Source organism: Bordetella genomosp. 1 (genome assembly GCF_002261335.1).
Taxonomy (GTDB): domain Bacteria; phylum Pseudomonadota; class Gammaproteobacteria; order Burkholderiales; family Burkholderiaceae_B; genus Bordetella.
This window is the reverse complement of the sequence record NZ_NEVL01000003.1, coordinates 1,386,138-1,402,171: the sequence shown is the minus strand read 5'-3', so window position 1 is coordinate 1,402,171 and position 16,034 is coordinate 1,386,138. Positions and strand designations below refer to the sequence as shown.

Here is a 16,034-nt window from a genome sequence, read left to right as displayed (position 1 = left end):
ATGGGAATCACTCCTTTGCCGCCGGCTCCGAGCCGGAGCGATCCGGCAAACTTTGCTGAGCGTGCGGACGGCTTCATGGCCGCACTGCCTCGATTCGCCCAGGAAGCCGACGCTCTGCTGCTGGAGGCTGACCAACACCGAGAGGTGGCCCTGGGGGCGGCGCTTGACGCGCAACAGCAGGCGTCTTCTTCCCAGGCATATGCCAGCGCTGCTGGTGGCGCTGCCGGGGAGGCCGACGCCGCGCGTCGCATCGCTGTCCAGCATGCCTCCGACGCCAGCGCCAGCGCGGCTGAAGCCCATGCGTGGGCGAGCAAGACCGGCGCGCCCGTGGTGGGTGCTGATTTCTCCGCAAAGCACCATGCTGGCGTTGCGGGTGAGCAACGCGAAGCAGCGATGGAGCAAGCTACTGCCGCGGCGGCCAGCGCCGGTCTGGCAAAACAGGCGGCTGAGGCGGCGCAACTGGCGGGCGGCTTTCCGCTCCTGTACCCGATTGCGGCGCCGAGCCGGTCGTTCATCAGTGCCGGTTTCGTTGCCTACGATGGACAGGAACTCGATCGGCAGACCTTTCCCGACGCCTGGGAGCAGATCAACGCGGGGCGGGTGCCGTTGATCGATGAGGCCGAATGGTGGGATAACCCAGGCCAGCGAGGCTGCTTCACACGGGGCAATGGATCTACGACGTTCCGCATGCCGGACTACAACGGCAAGAGCCCGAATAGCCTGGGCGCGCTCTTCATGCGTGGTGACGGCGCGCTTTCGGCTGGTGTCGCCGGAGCCATTCAGCGTGATGCTGTGCAGCCGTGGTGGTTCAAGCCGCGGAATAGTTGGCCGTCCGGCACGCCCGCTGAGCGAATGGTGGGGAACAACGGCAGGTATGGCCCCCAGACGTCGCCCAACTTCAGCGCCCTCGGTCTGGTGAACAGTGACACGTCTGACAATGCAGGGGACGGTGCCTACAACACTTTGGTGATTGGCGAGTACAAGCCCTCGATCAGTGGACGGCCCAATTACGGCGAGCCCCGTATCGACGTGGAGACGCGGGGCAAGAACGTGACTGTCGTCTGGGTGTGCAAGCTGTTTGGCACCGTGTTGAACACGGGGGCGGCCGATGCCGCGCAACTTGCGAGCGACTATGCCGCGATGGCTGCACGGATTTCGGCGCTGGAGTACCGGCTCGCTGCGCCTTCCGTTGCGATGAGCGTTGAGACGCTTTGGGAAGGATCTCTGGGTGCGGTTGCGCCTGTGACGTTGTCGCGCGCGCTGGTTTCTGGCGTTGATCACCTCGTGTTGGGCCATACGTCGCAGGGGCAAAATTCCGTGTTGTATCAGAGCGCTCCGTTTCTGTACGACACGCGGCTTTGGCCCCTGTCTACAGGTCAACAGCACTACCACAGCGCTTACTGCGGGGGCGGCATTACGACGGCAATCTCCGTGCTGCCCAGCACGCCGGATCGAGTCTGGGGCGAGAACTTCACGAACGGATACCCGATCCGCGCAATCCGCGCGGTGCGCTATGGGAGCAAGGCTCAATGATCGAACAGCATGTGTATTTCAACATCGACTCGGTCTATCTCCAGACCTATCCAGTTCCGGCCAATGAGGCGGGCGATTTACTGCCCGGCTGGCGTGTGGCGTCGGCTCAGGACGTGGCGCGCGTGGAGCGAGCGGCGGCCGTGCCTGTGTCCGTCCGGCGCCGGCAAGGCAGGCTTGCACTGCTGGAGGTCGGCAAGTTGGATATGTTCGAAGAGGCCATCGGTTCTATCGTGGATCCGGGGGAACGTCGTGCGGCGCAGATAGAGTATGAGGCGGACACCTGGGAGCGTGACAATGCCTTTTTGTTGCGGCTGTGGCTCGAACACGGTGGCACGGCAGAGGGTCTCGATGAGCTTTTCATCCTCGCTAGCAGCAAATAGGGCGCAGCCCATTTCAGCCCATTTCAGCCCGCTTCGGCGGGCTTTTTCTCGTCCCTACGTCGGGAACATCCGACTCTCCGGAGATATAGGTGGCAGACGAACACCTCACCGACGCAGTTCTTAAGTCGATGCATGCGAAGCAATCTTCACTGGAGCTGCGCATTGAAGACATCGACACACGCCTTGCTCAGATGGAGCAGAACATGGCAACCAACACAGATGCGACGAAGCGAAATGCTGACGCCGTCGAGCAGATCCGGCAGAACACGCAGGACATCATCGACACGTTCCAGGCGCTTACCGGCGGCTTCAAGGTGCTGCAGGGGCTTGGCAATCTGGCCAAGCCCCTGACTTACATCGTGGTTTTTCTCACTGCGGTCTACACGGCCTACTCAACGTGGCGGGGGTTCAAATGAAGCTCGGCACCAAAATCAAGGGCGGCGCGGCCGCCCTTGTCGCCTCCGGGGTCCTCGCGATCTTCTCGGGGCCTCTCCAGAGCTTCCTCGGCAAGTGGGAGGGCGACGGGCAGAACATCGTCTATGCCGACAAGCTCGCTGGCGGGCTGCCCACCGTGTGCAAGGGCATCACGCGACATACCAGCCCTGACCCGGTCTTCGTGGGCGACTACTGGTCGCCCGAGCGCTGCGGTGAGGTCGAGCGCATGGTGGTGGGCAAGGTTCAGCTGAAGCTGGCCCAGTGCATCAACGTCGCAATCAATCAGCCGATCTTCGACGCGCTCAGCAGTCACGCCCACAACTTCGGGGTGCCCAGCACCTGCGCAAGCCGCGCCGTAGGCCTCATCAACGCCGGCCGCCTGGCCGAGGGCTGCAATGCCCTGGCGAACGCTCCGGACGGCTCGCCCGTCTGGTCCTATGTCACCGGGCCGGGTGGGCAGAAGGTTTTCGTGCAGGGCCTGCGCAACCGCAGGCTGGACGAACGCCGCCTCTGTCTCTCGGGGCTGCAATGATTCCGCGCGCGGCCTGGCCGTACCTGATCGGTGCCGCCGTGCTGGCGCTGGCGCTGGCCGGCTGGCGCATCGACCGGCAGCTGTACGGCGCGCGGCAGTATGACGCCGGCGTCGCCACTGAGCGCGCCGCCACGCTCGAGCGCCAGGCGCGTGTAGAGCGCGCAATGCAGGAGGAGCGAGATCGTGCTGATGCCAACTATCGCGGCGCCGTCCTGGCCCGCCAGAATGCTGAAAAAACTGTCGCTGCTCACCGCTCTCGGATTGACGGGCTGCAGCGGCAGCTTGCCGGCCGGCGTGCCCCGCTTGCCAGCGCCAGCGGTGGATCTGATGGCGCCGGCGCCGACTGGATCGGAGTTGTTGGGGCGTGTGTCGCGGAATATGAGCGACTGGGCCGAGATGCTGCAGCATGGGCCGACCAGGTGAACGGCCTGCAGGGCTACGTGCGCTCGCTGTCTCCGTCCGGCCCTCCAAGCAACACACCGATAGTAGAGCCCGGCTGAGGGAGTCGTGGCGCGACATCGCTGACCAAACGGCGGTCGTAGCGGGGGGGCAGCGTCCCGTCGCCTCAAAATAAGGCACAAATATTGCTGTCATTACCACCGAGCCGAGCACATTGCCTGTATGCTGGGCTTCACATTCTGGGAGCACCCAGAAGGAATACAGCAATGAAAGAGCACGTCGGCACTTCGCTAGTCAGCACCCTCGAAATTCTCCAACCGAACACGGTGAGCTTTTTCTGGAGAATCATGACGGTCGACGAGAAAAAGGGGCGGATCCATTCTGTCACTGAGGGCCGAGAGCGCCATCGCACTCATAAGGAAGCCGAGAGCGCGGGAGAGGCGGCGCTTGATGGCTTGCACTTCGCCTAGCGACTAAGGCGACCTTTCTGGTCGCCGCGCCATTCAATCAGCAAATCGGCTTGCCAACAGGGCCTCAAGGTCATCACGGTATCGGTAGCGCGAACACGTCTCGGCGAACCATTGTTGGGCCGTTCGTTCGACGAGATGTCTTTCCACCGCATGGGCATCCGCCCAGGTGTCGCCTATCGCCATCGCCTGATATTCCGAGATCACGACCGACCCGATAAGCCTAGGCTGCATTTCCCGCTCGTGACGTTCCGCTCGCCGGAAAGCGGATGAGGTTCGCGTCAAGGTAGTTGATCAGGCTATCCCACGTTTTCGCATTGTGGCCCTGGGTCCGTCTATACCACCGTCGTGCGTAGTACTCCCCGTCTTCAGACGAAATGCAATGGTTTTCGGCCCAAGCCTGTCCGATACCGCAGGCCTGCCCGACCGTAATAACTAAGCGCTGCGTTCCCACGTTCATGTTCACGTCCGTCCGGAGTTGGTGGATAGCCCACCCTACGGAGTTCAATACGTCACTGCTATGTTTTTTGCGAATGGTTGCATACCAGTCACCTCCGATCGTCGCGAGTGGCACGCGAGATGCGGAAAGGAGACCTCAGTCAATGGGGGGAACATGGAAAAGTATGCGTATGCGAAACATAGGGTGGCTGGCCAGGACATGTTGTTGGTCGTCCTGGAGCGTGAGCAGGCGGAAGAATTAATTCGATCTGGGTCTTATCCGCAGTTGCAGGCCGCAGCTCAGATCGCAGGGCTTCCAGGAATAGTCGTCCCGGTGTGGCAGTTTGAAACTGGGTTCCGATACATGGCCCCCGCGCCCTGGGAGGCAACAATGGAGTCTATGACTTGGGACGAAATTGTTCGTTCAACCGAGGACTTTTTGCATTTAGAGAGTGAGGGGCAGGCGCGTTAAGCGCAGCTTCTGCAACGGGGTATTGCGCGGCGTGCGGCAGCTTTGAGCAAAGGTACTCGAGCAATGACGTCCAAGTGCGTTGGTGCGGAGCATGTGTATCGTTAAACCACTCAAGCGCTATTCGCTCAACCTTTTGAGGGTGGACCGCGTGCCGACGCGCCCACGCGTACCCGATGGCGGACGCGTGGCTACCAGATACGACTATGGCAGTATGGGGCGGTTCCATTGTGTCCCTATGGCCGGACAACCGGTAGCCCAGTATTCGCGGTTCTGCGAACGAAGTGTAGGACTATTTCGTATTGTTGCAGTCGCCGTCGTGGCACCACTGCAGCCACCAGCCCTGGTAATACCGCTGATTCATGATTTCTTCGAAGCCGATGAACATCATCGCCTGGTGGTGCCCACCCATGAAAAGCAACCGGGGCTCCAGCAAGTCGGGCACGGCCGACTTCTCCACCGCGCCAAACTTCTGCAGCCTGTCGAGGGTGAGCCGGTTTTCCATCCTCGCCAGGCTCTGGTTGTTCATGGCGATCAGGCGCACCTCGGCCGGGATGGGCTCCGGCCAGTCGGCGCGTTCGAGCTTTTTTCCGAGGTGGTGGGTAAGGGTGACGGTGCAGGTGGCGCCCATGGCGACCCACTGAAAGTGCTGTATGAATGTACAGTGTATCAGTGCCAGTCAAACAGCAGCAACGCAACCAGCATCACGCTCCCCACACCGCCGATGACCAGCGCGGCAGTTTCGCCGGGACCTTGGAACACAAGGTTGGCGACGGCTGATGTTGCAGCGGCCGCGCCAACGAGAGCTGCGATTTCGCGGAGTTTCATCGTGGCGAGCCAGTTGGTTCATTCAAGGGATGGGTGACAGCAGACCAACGATCTGGTCGACCGTCGACTCTTTCGTGATCGTGGTGACGAGGCCTGTGCTCCGGTCCATGATCACAATGAGTCGCTCGTTCAGGCCCACAGGTATGCCGGCGTCCTTCTTCTTCAACTCTCCGACGTAGCGGAAAAGAGCCGAGCGGGACACCTCGATGCCCATATCGGACAACTGCGCCTTCATTCCGTCTAGGTTGTAGTAGTTCGAGGCTCGCACCACATCGTCTACACGCTGCCGTTCAGCAGGGGACAGCGCCGCAATCTTGTTGAGTCGGGGCATTCTAACTCCGTGTGTCTGCCCCTCAGTGTACGCATGGCAGGGGCCGCCGTGCATCTGCCCGCGTGTCGGCCGGCCTCGGATTGGCGCGCGTTGCACTGCCTGCGCAGGAACGCGGCCTGCTTGACGGCCTGATAGCGAGTGCACATAAAATGGACGTCAGGCAGTCGGTTGATGCACTCGCATAGATGAATAAGGGTAGGAATAAGGGTAGGTATCGTACCTCGCCAAGCAAGACGCTTTATAAAACAGGGGCTTACGCTGCGCTTCCGCTTCCAATACCGCCTACCAAATACCTTGCAAGTGCTGCCAAGCACGGCAACCAGAAAGCCCCTAAGTCCATGACTCAGGGGCTTTTTGCTTTGGGCGATTTGGCAGGTTAACGGATAGGCGCGGCGTACGATGGTACGTCGGTGTGTTTAGCTTATCGCCATCAATTTCGATGGGGTCATTTGCCGCTCCGCAACTTCCGGCCGACAAGCGCGCTCCGGGGCGACGATGCCTTCCCGACTCAGCAGTTGCAACAGCTCTTTGCGTGCGAACGTGGGTGCGTGCGGCCGGCCGGCTCCGAGCGAGTGAAGGTCATACGAGCTACGGCCGCCGAAACCAATACAAAACTTCCGTACACAAGTACATAGCTGCCTATCGATGTTCTTCACGACGGTGGTCCCGGCCAGGGTCGATTATTTCCGTTGCTGCGGATCTGATCGTTAAGCGGCGCATTCTCGTCGCTTCTCGAGGACCCTCTAGGTGGTGGGGCGGGGGGGCGTACTGATTCCCGCGGCAATGACACGTCTAGTGTACCAATGCGAATGTCCGCGAGTTTTTGGGTGGCAAGGCGGGCGGAGCGAAACTGTGGGCGCTGCGAGCGTGCAGCATTTGAGAATAGGCTGCGATTCCGATTCTAGCGACAGGTGTTTTTCCTATTAGACGCTAGGAAGCAGGTGAGCAATACTCCGCTGGGGCTGTCATATGGCAGTCCAATGCACCAAGGAGAAATCTATGTTGAAAGATGGTTTCTACAAAGTTGCCTTTTCTGCAGCGCTCCCTGGCGCAGGCGGAGTGGTTGTGCTGGATAAAGGCGTGATCCGGGGTGGAGATGACCAAATGATCTACAGTGGTAGTTACCGTCAGTCTGATCCCGCAAGTGCTGAGAAAATCGCGATTACGGCGACTTTGTCTGTTCGGCCTTATACGAAGAACGCTCAGAGCGTTTTCGGACCCGGAGTCGAATTCTTCACTTTGGATCTCGCTGGAACGGCGACAGCAGGAACGTTCAACTTGGCTGGGCCGGCGCCAAATCGAGGTCCGGCCATCGTCATACAGGGAAATTTCGTCGCTCCCTTACAGTTTTAGGCAACGCTACTTACACAGCCCCGCGAATTGCGGGGTTTTTTTTTGTGCGCTCTCGACCGGGCGAAACGTAGGTCTCCGCCTCAAGGAATTTTTTTCTACGGATTTGATGCTCTTGTCTCTGGCCTCTAAGACCCTGCTTAGGCCGCTCCGCGCGTACGCTTGGAATGGTTTATAGCGAAATCATCGCCGTGCGAGGTGGCTGTGGCGTCGCCAAGCTTCCTCTGCACGGTGATGGGGGAGGGCAGGATAGTCGTCAAATGACGTATGCGGTGAAGCCCTCGGTAAGGCGTGCACATAATGTATGCACCAAGTTTTGCCTTTCTGGCTCTGAGCATCTCTTCCAAGCCACTTAGTCGGATCATTATTCTCGAGCTCCTCGGCCGGCTCTTCGAACGCCTAGTTGTGGCACCAGAACGTGTGCGAGCTCTTCCCATTACGAAGTTCCACGCAATCGCACTTCGTGGCGAAATCAATGAATCGAGGGACAAGAGTGCGTGTTCGTCAGTCGAAAATAGTACGTTACCGAGGACTTCTTCGACCCTAAGTCGAGCGTGAGCATTGAACTCGAGCGAGATAGGCTCGGCTTAGTTGCTCACCTCGGCTGATGAAGGTGCAGTGTCTGCATCACCGCGCTCACTCCTCCAATGCGACTTATCGCCACGCGTCATTCACATTGCGAGCGAACGCACGAATATGGGTAGAGTCCGATTCTTGGTATTCCATTCCACCGAGTTTCATAGAGGAAGGCGGTTGTTGTTTCATCTCGATGCTTGGGCACGCATTTTTTTTGGGCTAGGTTAAAGGTGCGGCCGACAAGGGCTGTACAGCGACCCGCGGAACCTGTTCATTCACAGGGGCGATTTGATGCCAAATCGACGGCTGCGTGGTGTTTCCTTCATGGGCGATAGGAAAGTGCTTTTTTTCGCGTCAATGATGGCTTGACCTCTATTGGAGAATGAAATGACCTTACTAGCGAATTTGATATCAAAATTCTTTAAATGGCGCGCTGGATCGCGTAGACATTTCGGCTACCACTCAGTGCACGGTGGCCACCTCGTCGATTCCTGCTTCAGTGTTGCCGAACCCCATCGGAAGTAGCTGGACGAACTGCCGGCGCGTCGCCGAATTTTGTGAGCGGAGGAGCCAAAAATGGAACTCTCTGAACAAGACTCAGAAAATTTCGACTGGAAAACCTTCGATCTTTCGCGGATTACTGAAAGATTTCGCCTAAAAAACGCATATGGATCGCAAGCGGATAAGCTTGAGTTAGAGACGCGCCGGTTTCTTTATTTAAGTGCGAAATTCAAGAATGAAAAATTGGCCCCTTCGGAGGCTGTGGATGCATACTGGCATGAGCTGATTCTAAATACCGAAGTATATAGTAGATTCTGTCAAAATTGCTTCGGACTCTTTGTCGATCATGTCACTGACGTTCCAACTGCCGCATCAGCGGCATTCGAATTTCATCAGGCCTCGTATTATAAAACGATCGAGTTATACAAGCGAGAGTTCGAGGGGGCCCCCGACATTGAGTGCTGGCCTACCGATGAAAGTAGATTGGAGTCACGAGTCGAGCGATACAGGAGGCCATTCAGGGTGCATATAGAAACGACCAATCACTGCAACCTACGATGCGAACATTGCTACCCGGAATCCTCGATTGAAAATCCTCATCATCCTAGGCAGCTAATCGATAGGGCAATAGCTGAAGCTAAAAAAATGGACGTGAATAAAATCACGTTGACGGGGGGCGAAATTCTGACGCGTCCCGATTGGAAAGAAATATTCTCGAACGCTCTCGATGTATGCGATAACGTATATTTTATTACAAATGGACTGCTTTTAACTAAGAAGAAATTGGAGTGGTTAACAAGACAAAAGGCTTTGCGTTCGTTGAGAAATTGGCGCCGGTCATTATTAAATAATCAGCCTGTTGAAATTGGCGTGGCAATTAGTTTGGACGGACTGGCCGGAAACGAACTTGTACGGAAAAGTAGTGTAGGCGGAGGTATTCCAGCGTCAAAGATCATTGAAAGGATCTCCTTGGCGGTGAGGTATGGTCTTCACGTTACGGTGAATACGACCATTACAAATGCGTTGTCGGCCCGAGAATTGCCGGAAATGTACAAAATAATCGCCGGTCTCGGCATCGATCGATGGCAAATAGATCAGGCCTATTTGGCAGGGCGGCTCTCCAAAAGCCCGCTCAGCCGTGTTCCATTGAGTTGGCTGGAAGAAGCTAAGCCAAGCTACAAGTATATTGTTGAAAACTATCTTAAGAATTATCCAAAAATACCGCCCTGGCGTTTGGAAATTGTCCAAGTATTTCGGTACGACAATTTGTTTTATGGCTTCTCTCCAGCTCGGAGCCTGACTGAGCATCCTTGCTCCTATCACTTCGGATCAATGATAGTTGAGCAGGGGGACTGGATACGGTTTTGCCCGTCGCTTCGCGACGAGGCGATTGGTTCTATTTCGCAATCTGGCTCTGTTGAGGCCGTTTACGAAACGCCGAAATTCAAGGATTTTCTGTCCAAGTCAATCTTGAATCTTCCCTGCAAGGACTGCCGATATGGAGCTCTCTTCCACGGAGGGTGTCGAGCAAACAGCTTGGCCTACGCGGGAAGTATTTGGGATGCCGATCCAATCTGCTGCAGCCTTTCTCCATTCGTGGAAGATGAAATAGTTCCGCTATTGCCGGACAGCCTTCGGAAAGAGTTCTTTGCGTCACTTCGATCGGGGCTTCGGCCTGGGCAGCTAACGAGTCTGCCCGGCCGAAAATCTCGCATGCCGGTGTTCTCTATCAACGCCGAGAGGCCATTAAGTAATGGTAAAGGGTCATGACTGAACGAACTAGCAGAAAAATTGGCCTCCGATTTGGCTCACCTTTAACATATCCCAATTTCAGGTATGTATGGGCAGGCCAGTTTATTAGTCAAATTGGCAGCGCCGCTCATTCCATCAGCACAGTTTTTTTCATAAAGAATTCCACTCACTCTGGAACTTTGCTTGGTGAGGTGATATTCATCAGCGGAATTGGGGCGTTATTATGCCTGCCATTTGCAGGAGTCTTGGCAGACAAAGTCAATCGCAAGACTATTGTGATTCTTTGCGATTTGCTCAGCGCTTTAGTTGCGTTTGCGCTGGCGCTGGCATTTTCGTCGCGGAAAGGAGGCGATTGGCTAATCTTGTTCGTCGTTATAGCGAACCTTTTAATGTCAATCGTCGGTTCTTTTTTTCGTCCAGCGTTTGGAGGTATGTTTCCTGACTTGGTGCCTCGACAGGTTCGTGCGCCCGCGAATGCGATGTACAAGTCTGGTTTTCGGCTCGGCGAGGCGATCGGAAATGTGTTTGGAGGGGCTGTTTACCGGTCTTTTGGCCCGGCATCCCTTTTTTTTATCAATGCCGGTTCATTTTTGGTGTCGGCAATTTTAGTTGGAAAAGCCCGTCCGTCGAAATTATTCGTTCCAAGCGACAGTATCGTTGATAAGGAAAATGTTTCTTTTTTTTCCGACTTCAGACGAGGATGGGTCGAGGTTCTAGGAATTCCGGGTGCACGGAATTTTTTTGGGATGGGTTTGATAATAAATTTTTTTGCTACGCCAATTTTTGTACTTATGCCATTTCATGTATCCAACGCGCTCCTGGGTGATGAGGTTTCTTACGGAATAATTATGGCTCTGTTCGCTGCGGGGGTTCTTGCCGGCTACGTCCTGGTCGCAAAGATTCCATTTTTTGGTTTATTGAAGAAAACCACTTTGATTCGATTGGTATTGTTAATGTGCTTTATGTTTTTGCTTTTGGCGCAAGCTTCCGACTTCAAGTGGGCGTGTGTGTACTTGTTTTCTGCGGGCGTGGCAAACGGGATATGGAGCATACTCTTCGAAACTGCACTTCAATCTACCGTTCCTCGACGATCCCTTGGGCGGGTCTATGCATGGTACGGGTTAGTTTGTGGTGGATTGATTCCGATTGCGGGCTTATTGGGAGGAATGCTCTTTGATTTTTTGAAAAATGACACTCGCTGGCTGTTTACATTTTGCGCTGTAATAATGACAGGGTATTCTCTTTCTCTCCTTAAGAGTAAGGGGATTAATTTATTTTTTGCTCATTTGGGTGAGATGGATGGCCGATAGTGACATTGAGATTCCCCCGTATCTTCAAAGTGCGGTCGGTCGGGTGGGACCCTTGGATTCGGCGGCTATCGCCATTGATCTTGGGTTTGGGTCAACATCGACCCCGCTTTATCTTTGGGCTCAAGGCTGGCCAGTCCTCGCAGTGGATATTGATCCGAAAGCTGTAGCCCGGCTTAAACGAGAAGTCACGACTCATATGCTCGATCGATTGACCGTGGTCTGTACTGACTTTGAAATCATTGCATTGCCCGCGGCATTCTTTATCTATGCCGGGTATTCTCTCCAATATGTCCGGCCGGACAATTTTCATGCATTTTGGCATCGGGTGCGGAGGGCGATGGTTCCCGGTGGATATTTTTGTGGAAATTTTTTTGGTAAAAACGATTTGTTCGCGAGGTGCGAAGATTTTTCGATTTTTGACGATGCGTTGCTTCACGAGTTGTTTGTGGGCTGGAAAATCGAGTATTGGAATGAGTTCGAGGGGCCGGGTGGGAGAGACCCTTCGCGGCGGTGGCATTTCTACACTGTTACAGCGAAGTACCACGGCTTGCAGTGAATTCAGGCAGTTTTGCGTCAAGTTAACGTCCTACTTATCATGTAGTTGGTACTCGTCGTGCGCATCGATACAGGCTGCTTTAGGGCAATCGATTGCTTGACGCGCGGAGGGGAACATTGATCGTAAGCGGAAGGCACAAGCTGTGCGCCTGGAACTTTCGGCCACTAGAGGAATGAGTAGCAACGGTCCCATAGCAATTTAGAAAGCACACTGCGGGTCTGGGGGGGCGCACTCTTCGGTTTTATCGTTTCAAGACCATGGCCCGTTTGCTCTGAAGGGCGTTTGGAAGGCATTGAACTAAGCCCAGAATATGCCGCCGTACAGCCGGTAACCGCCGCTATGACCTGGTTTCTGGGAAGGGCAATAAACTGCGCGCGTCTTCAACGCGGAGTTCTTCCCATGAAAATTCTCTGTAGCCTGGCCATCGTGGCCACGCTTTTGGCCGGCTGTGCCGTCTATACCCCCGACGGCGCCGTGATCGTCGATCCCCATGGCGGTCATGGTGGGGGCGGCGGGTTCTGTCCGCCGGGGCAGGCCAAGAAAGGCAACTGCTGAGCGCGGGCGGAGTATCGGGGCCGACCGTGTCCGGCCCCGACCTTGTCGCATCATGCCGAGCGCGGATCGCGCCAGGCGATCCGCGGCGCTTCAGAACGCCATCCTGAATCCGGCGGTCGCGGTCAGGAGGTAGCTGCCCGAGAAATCGGCGTCTGCACCGACCTCCGCGTAGACGGCGTAGCGTTCGTGCCAGTTGTAGTTGCCGCCGAGGCCGATGCCGGCCCAGTTGCGGCCCGAGCGGCTGCCGATGGCCACGTCGGACACCTGCACGCGCGTACCGTCGAGGAACTCGTGCTTCAGGTTCACGATGCCGTAGACGCTGGCTTCGCGCGTGCGCCCGCCGGCATCCACCCAGCTTTGCCTGTAGTCCAGCGCCACGCCCAGGCGGCCCTGCAGGCTGTCGCCCTTGTCGTTGTCGATGCGTGCGCCGAACCGGTCGTTGAACGCGCCGAAATGGGTCGAGACATAGCTGAGCTGGGCCTGCGGGATGAGCGCGAAACGCTCGTTCAGCGCGAACGCCTTGCCCGCCTCGATGCCCACGGCGTAGCTGCGCGCGTTGCGGCTGTTCTTCAGCGTGCCCGCGAGGCTGGAGCGAAGATCGCTGTCGAACCACGTGGCCTGGGCTTGCGCGTCGACGTAGGTGCCGTCGCTGCCGTACCAGGTGAGGGTGGGGCCCAGGCCATAGGCCGCCGTGTCGACGCGGCCACCGCCATGCGGCGAGGACACGCGGGTGTTGGCCGTGCCGTAATTGAAGTTGAAACCGCCCACCAGGCGCGAGCCGTCCTGCCGGCTGAACAGCGCGTGGTCGATGCCGAACTGCGCCTTCCAGCTGTCCATGTCGTGACGCTCGCCCGTGGTCGACGCGACGGGGTGGTAGCGGCCGGTGGTGCTTTCCACGCGGCCCCACACGCCGTCGCGGCTGCTGTCGGCCGGATCGTAAAGGCGATTGCCGACCCGCTGACGCAGCGTGCCGAGCCGGCTCAGCGACAGCAGCGTGTTGGCATAGGCCTCGTACACCGGCGCACCCGGCTGGTAGAGCAGATCGTCGCCGTTGCCCGACGAGGCGCCCAGGCCCGTCAGCGACGAGCGCAGGTACCAACTGCCGTTGGCGCTGTCCTGCTCGAGGACGTAGCCGTAGGCGCCAGCCACCAGCGCGGGTTGGCCGTCGATGACGTAATCGCCGTTGGCGAGGACGAACTGGCCGGCCGAGGCGCCGTCCACGCGCACCACCTGGATGCCGGTCTGCGTCTGCGCGCCCGTGCCGCCCATGTTGGTCACCGTCACGGGCGTGGTGCCTGACGTGGCGCCCGTGACGACCAGCCTGTCGGTCGGCGAGCTGTCGTCGCCGAGTTGCGTCCGGATGCTGAGGCCGCCGCCGAGTGCCGCGTAATCGCCGGCGATCGTCAGCGTGCCGAAACCCGTGCGCGGCCCGGGCGCGATCGTGCCCCGGTTGGTCGCCGTGCCCACCTGTCCCGTCCCGCTCAGGCGCGCGCCCGCCAGGACTTCGGTGGGTCCGCCCAGCACCCCGTCGACCTGCAGCGTGCCGGCCTCGACCAGGGTATTGCCGGTGAAGGTCGAGCTGTTGCCCGTGAGGGTCAGCCTGCCCGTGCCCACCTTGTGAAAGCTGGAGGTCCCGGACAGCGCGGTGCCGATACCGACCTCGAACGAATTCGTGTCGAACCAGGCGCCCTCGACGCCCACGGCCTGCGTCACGAATCCCCTGAGGAAGTCGGCCTGATCCTGATTCGCCCGCAGGATGCCGCCATTGAAATTGAAGGCGACGGTGCCCGCGCCATGAACCACCGACCCGGTTTCGAGGATGCCCCGCCCGCTGATGTCGCCGACCACTTCCAGGGTGCCGGTCGATGTGCCGTCTCGCGCAATCCAGGTGCTCGTGCCGGCCGAGGCCCAGCCTCCCGGGCCGACGATCATCGTGCCTGCGCCGCCTCGACCGACTTCGATGTTGTCGGTGGCGCTGAGTTTCGAGACGGTGCCCGTGGTGCTCGACACGAGTACCGAGCCGGTGCTGCCGGCTTCCGCTCCGATGTAGATGGAGGCGGCCCAGCTGCTGCTGCTCGGCCCCACGGTGCTCACCTCGGCGCCGTCCTCGACATTGAGCTCTCCGCGGCCACGGAGGCCCACGTAGATGTTGGAGGTGGTGTCCCAGAGCGTGCCAGGACCGGAGACGTTGACCTGGCCCTCGCTGGTGGCTTCCCAGCCGATGATCCCCTGCCCGCTGTGCACGGAGGCGCGATCGCTGATCGTCAGCGTGCCCTTGCCGTCGCTGCCGATCGCGAAGCCGGTGGACTTGGAGATCGTCCAATCCGAGCCGCGCCCGGAAACGGTGGCCTGGCCTTCGCTCCCGTCTTGCGCCCCGATGATGCCTGTGTCGCTGCGCGCCAGGCCGCCATCGAGAATGTCGAGAAATCCTTTCGCGCCGGACTCGACGCCGAGGATCACCTGGCCGGTGCTCGTCCAGGTCGACGCGCCGCCGCCGGCATCGGTCCCGGAAACCGTGATCGTGCCCTGCGCCCCATTGCTGTAGCCGACATAGGCATCCGTATTGCTTACCGTGCCGCCGCCGTCGATCGTGAGCGTGCCGCTCACGGTGTCGCCGACGGTCAGCTCGCTGCCGACCGTCCAATGAGGTGTCTGCACGGTGCCCGGCAGGACCTCGCCCGTTACGATCACCGATTGGGCGAGGACCGGGCCCGCGCCATCCACGGCGAAGAGCAGCGCAAAGGCAGTCGTTGACGAGCGGACGATACGGCGACGCTTGTGGGTCATGACATGCCTTCCGAAGGTTGAGCGCGGTACATGATGCCGATTACAACGGCATGGCGCGCCTGATCTTAATGGTTGTCCGTCGTTCAGGCCATGGGCTGCCGCCCCGCGCATCTCACGCGCCCGCATCCTCCCGTTCCTGGATCTCGTACGAGCACAGGTAGTCCGGGTTCTGCACCACCTCGCCCGTGGCCTGCAGGCGATAGTCTCCCGCCGCGGCCGGGGTGAGCCGGGACAGGTCGGGCGGCAGGGCGAAGGGCATGCCGTCGGGCGACTCCACGACGATGCCCATCTCCCGGCTGACATGCACGATCCTGCCGTGCCGTTGCAACACGCGCGCGGGGGCCTGCGCGTCGCCGCGCCGGTAGCTCAGGCCGACCAGCACGGTCTTGCCGACGAGGTTGGCCGCGAGTTCGGGATCGAAGTCGGATTGCTGCATGGAGGTTCCTTGGTGCGGGCCGTGCGCCCGGCGCAAGGGCGGGCCCGCGTGGCGTGCCCGCGCCGGGTGCGTGGGGCAGGGCGAGAGCGGACCGCGGGCGGCGCGCGCCCGTTGTGTCCGCAACGGTTATTTCAGGTAGGTCTTGATCACCTGCATGATGCCCTCGAGCTCCTGCTGCCGCTCGGCTTCGTCGGGTGCCTTCACGACATGATCGGTGAGGTGGCCCTCGAGCACCGCCGCCATCAGGCCGCCGACGGCGCCGCGGATGGCGGCGATCTGCTGCAGCACCTCCGTACAGTCGAATTCGTTCTCCAGTTGCCGCTCCAGGGCGGCGGTCTGCCCCTGGATGCGGCGGACGCGGGCGAGGAGTTTGGCCTTGTCGCGGATCGTGTGTGCCAT

General features: G+C 58.8%; 17 protein-coding genes. 11 read left to right on the top strand and 6 right to left on the bottom strand.

What is annotated here, in order from left to right:
- The 6 genes from CEG14_RS14805 to CEG14_RS14780 all read left to right on the top strand — a co-directional run bounded on the left by CEG14_RS14805 (position 1) and on the right by CEG14_RS14780 (position 3,749).
- Entirely contained in the window at positions 1-1,533 is a 1,533-nt protein-coding gene (locus CEG14_RS14805; protein ID WP_094827087.1) for a septum site-determining protein MinC, read from the top strand.
- Entirely contained in the window at positions 1,530-1,913 is a 384-nt protein-coding gene (locus CEG14_RS14800; protein ID WP_094827086.1) for a hypothetical protein, read from the top strand. The genes CEG14_RS14805 and CEG14_RS14800 overlap by 4 nt, the downstream gene beginning before the upstream one ends.
- 89 nt (positions 1,914-2,002) lie before the next feature.
- Positions 2,003-2,329 (top strand): hypothetical protein, encoded by a 327-nt coding sequence (locus CEG14_RS14795; RefSeq protein ID WP_094827085.1) that lies wholly within the window; start codon positions 2,003-2,005, stop codon positions 2,327-2,329.
- Complete coding sequence (locus tag CEG14_RS14790) at positions 2,326-2,880, top strand: lysozyme (RefSeq protein ID WP_094827084.1); 555 nt, start codon at positions 2,326-2,328, stop codon at positions 2,878-2,880. Before CEG14_RS14795 ends, CEG14_RS14790 begins: the two co-directional genes overlap by 4 nt.
- On the top strand, positions 2,877-3,380 hold the full coding sequence (locus CEG14_RS14785; protein ID WP_094827083.1) for a hypothetical protein: 504 nt from the start codon (positions 2,877-2,879) through the stop codon (positions 3,378-3,380). Before CEG14_RS14790 ends, CEG14_RS14785 begins: the two co-directional genes overlap by 4 nt.
- Before the next feature lie 165 nt (positions 3,381-3,545).
- The gene (locus tag CEG14_RS14780; RefSeq protein ID WP_094827082.1) at positions 3,546-3,749 is read left to right on the top strand and encodes a hypothetical protein; all 204 of its coding nucleotides are present in this window, start codon (positions 3,546-3,548) and stop codon (positions 3,747-3,749) included.
- A gap of 1,196 nt (positions 3,750-4,945) precedes the next feature.
- Here CEG14_RS14780 and CEG14_RS14770 read toward each other — a convergent pair.
- From CEG14_RS14770 to CEG14_RS25770, 3 genes are read right to left on the bottom strand one after another with little or no spacing between them, the layout of a single operon-like run.
- On the bottom strand, positions 4,946-5,284 hold the full coding sequence (locus CEG14_RS14770; protein WP_256985715.1) for a hypothetical protein: 339 nt from the start codon (positions 5,282-5,284) through the stop codon (positions 4,946-4,948).
- Positions 5,285-5,322: 38 nt separating this feature from the next.
- On the bottom strand, positions 5,323-5,481 hold the full coding sequence (locus CEG14_RS26380; protein WP_179280604.1) for a hypothetical protein: 159 nt from the start codon (positions 5,479-5,481) through the stop codon (positions 5,323-5,325).
- A gap of 22 nt (positions 5,482-5,503) precedes the next feature.
- On the bottom strand, positions 5,504-5,812 hold the full coding sequence (locus tag CEG14_RS25770; RefSeq protein ID WP_179280603.1) for a DUF3486 family protein: 309 nt from the start codon (positions 5,810-5,812) through the stop codon (positions 5,504-5,506).
- A 999-nt stretch (positions 5,813-6,811) separates the two neighbouring features.
- Between CEG14_RS25770 and CEG14_RS14760 the strand changes: the two genes are divergently transcribed.
- The 5 genes from CEG14_RS14760 to CEG14_RS26375 all read left to right on the top strand — a co-directional run bounded on the left by CEG14_RS14760 (position 6,812) and on the right by CEG14_RS26375 (position 12,412).
- Positions 6,812-7,165, top strand: a complete 354-nt coding sequence (locus tag CEG14_RS14760; RefSeq protein ID WP_179280602.1) for a GrlR family regulatory protein — start codon at positions 6,812-6,814, stop codon at positions 7,163-7,165.
- Positions 7,166-8,314: 1,149 nt separating this feature from the next.
- On the top strand, positions 8,315-10,009 hold the full coding sequence (locus CEG14_RS14755; RefSeq protein WP_094827558.1) for a radical SAM protein: 1,695 nt from the start codon (positions 8,315-8,317) through the stop codon (positions 10,007-10,009).
- Positions 10,006-11,301: an MFS transporter gene (locus CEG14_RS14750; protein WP_094827078.1), complete on the top strand. Its 1,296-nt coding sequence runs from the start codon at positions 10,006-10,008 to the stop codon at positions 11,299-11,301. Before CEG14_RS14755 ends, CEG14_RS14750 begins: the two co-directional genes overlap by 4 nt.
- A complete protein-coding gene (locus CEG14_RS14745) occupies positions 11,291-11,857 on the top strand; it encodes a class I SAM-dependent methyltransferase (protein ID WP_094827077.1) in 567 nt (188 codons plus the stop codon). The genes CEG14_RS14750 and CEG14_RS14745 overlap by 11 nt, the downstream gene beginning before the upstream one ends.
- A gap of 399 nt (positions 11,858-12,256) precedes the next feature.
- Positions 12,257-12,412: a hypothetical protein gene (locus tag CEG14_RS26375; RefSeq protein ID WP_094827076.1), complete on the top strand. Its 156-nt coding sequence runs from the start codon at positions 12,257-12,259 to the stop codon at positions 12,410-12,412.
- A 90-nt stretch (positions 12,413-12,502) separates the two neighbouring features.
- On the opposite strand, the gene CEG14_RS14735 is transcribed toward CEG14_RS26375, so the two are convergent.
- The 3 genes from CEG14_RS14735 to CEG14_RS14725 all read right to left on the bottom strand — a co-directional run bounded on the left by CEG14_RS14735 (position 12,503) and on the right by CEG14_RS14725 (position 16,034).
- Entirely contained in the window at positions 12,503-15,070 is a 2,568-nt protein-coding gene (locus CEG14_RS14735; RefSeq protein WP_441299864.1) for an autotransporter family protein, read from the bottom strand.
- Between the two features lie 241 nt (positions 15,071-15,311).
- On the bottom strand, positions 15,312-15,635 hold the full coding sequence (locus CEG14_RS14730) for a hypothetical protein (protein WP_094827074.1): 324 nt from the start codon (positions 15,633-15,635) through the stop codon (positions 15,312-15,314).
- 126 nt (positions 15,636-15,761) lie between these two features.
- Complete coding sequence (locus tag CEG14_RS14725) at positions 15,762-16,034, bottom strand: metal/formaldehyde-sensitive transcriptional repressor (RefSeq protein WP_094827073.1); 273 nt, start codon at positions 16,032-16,034, stop codon at positions 15,762-15,764.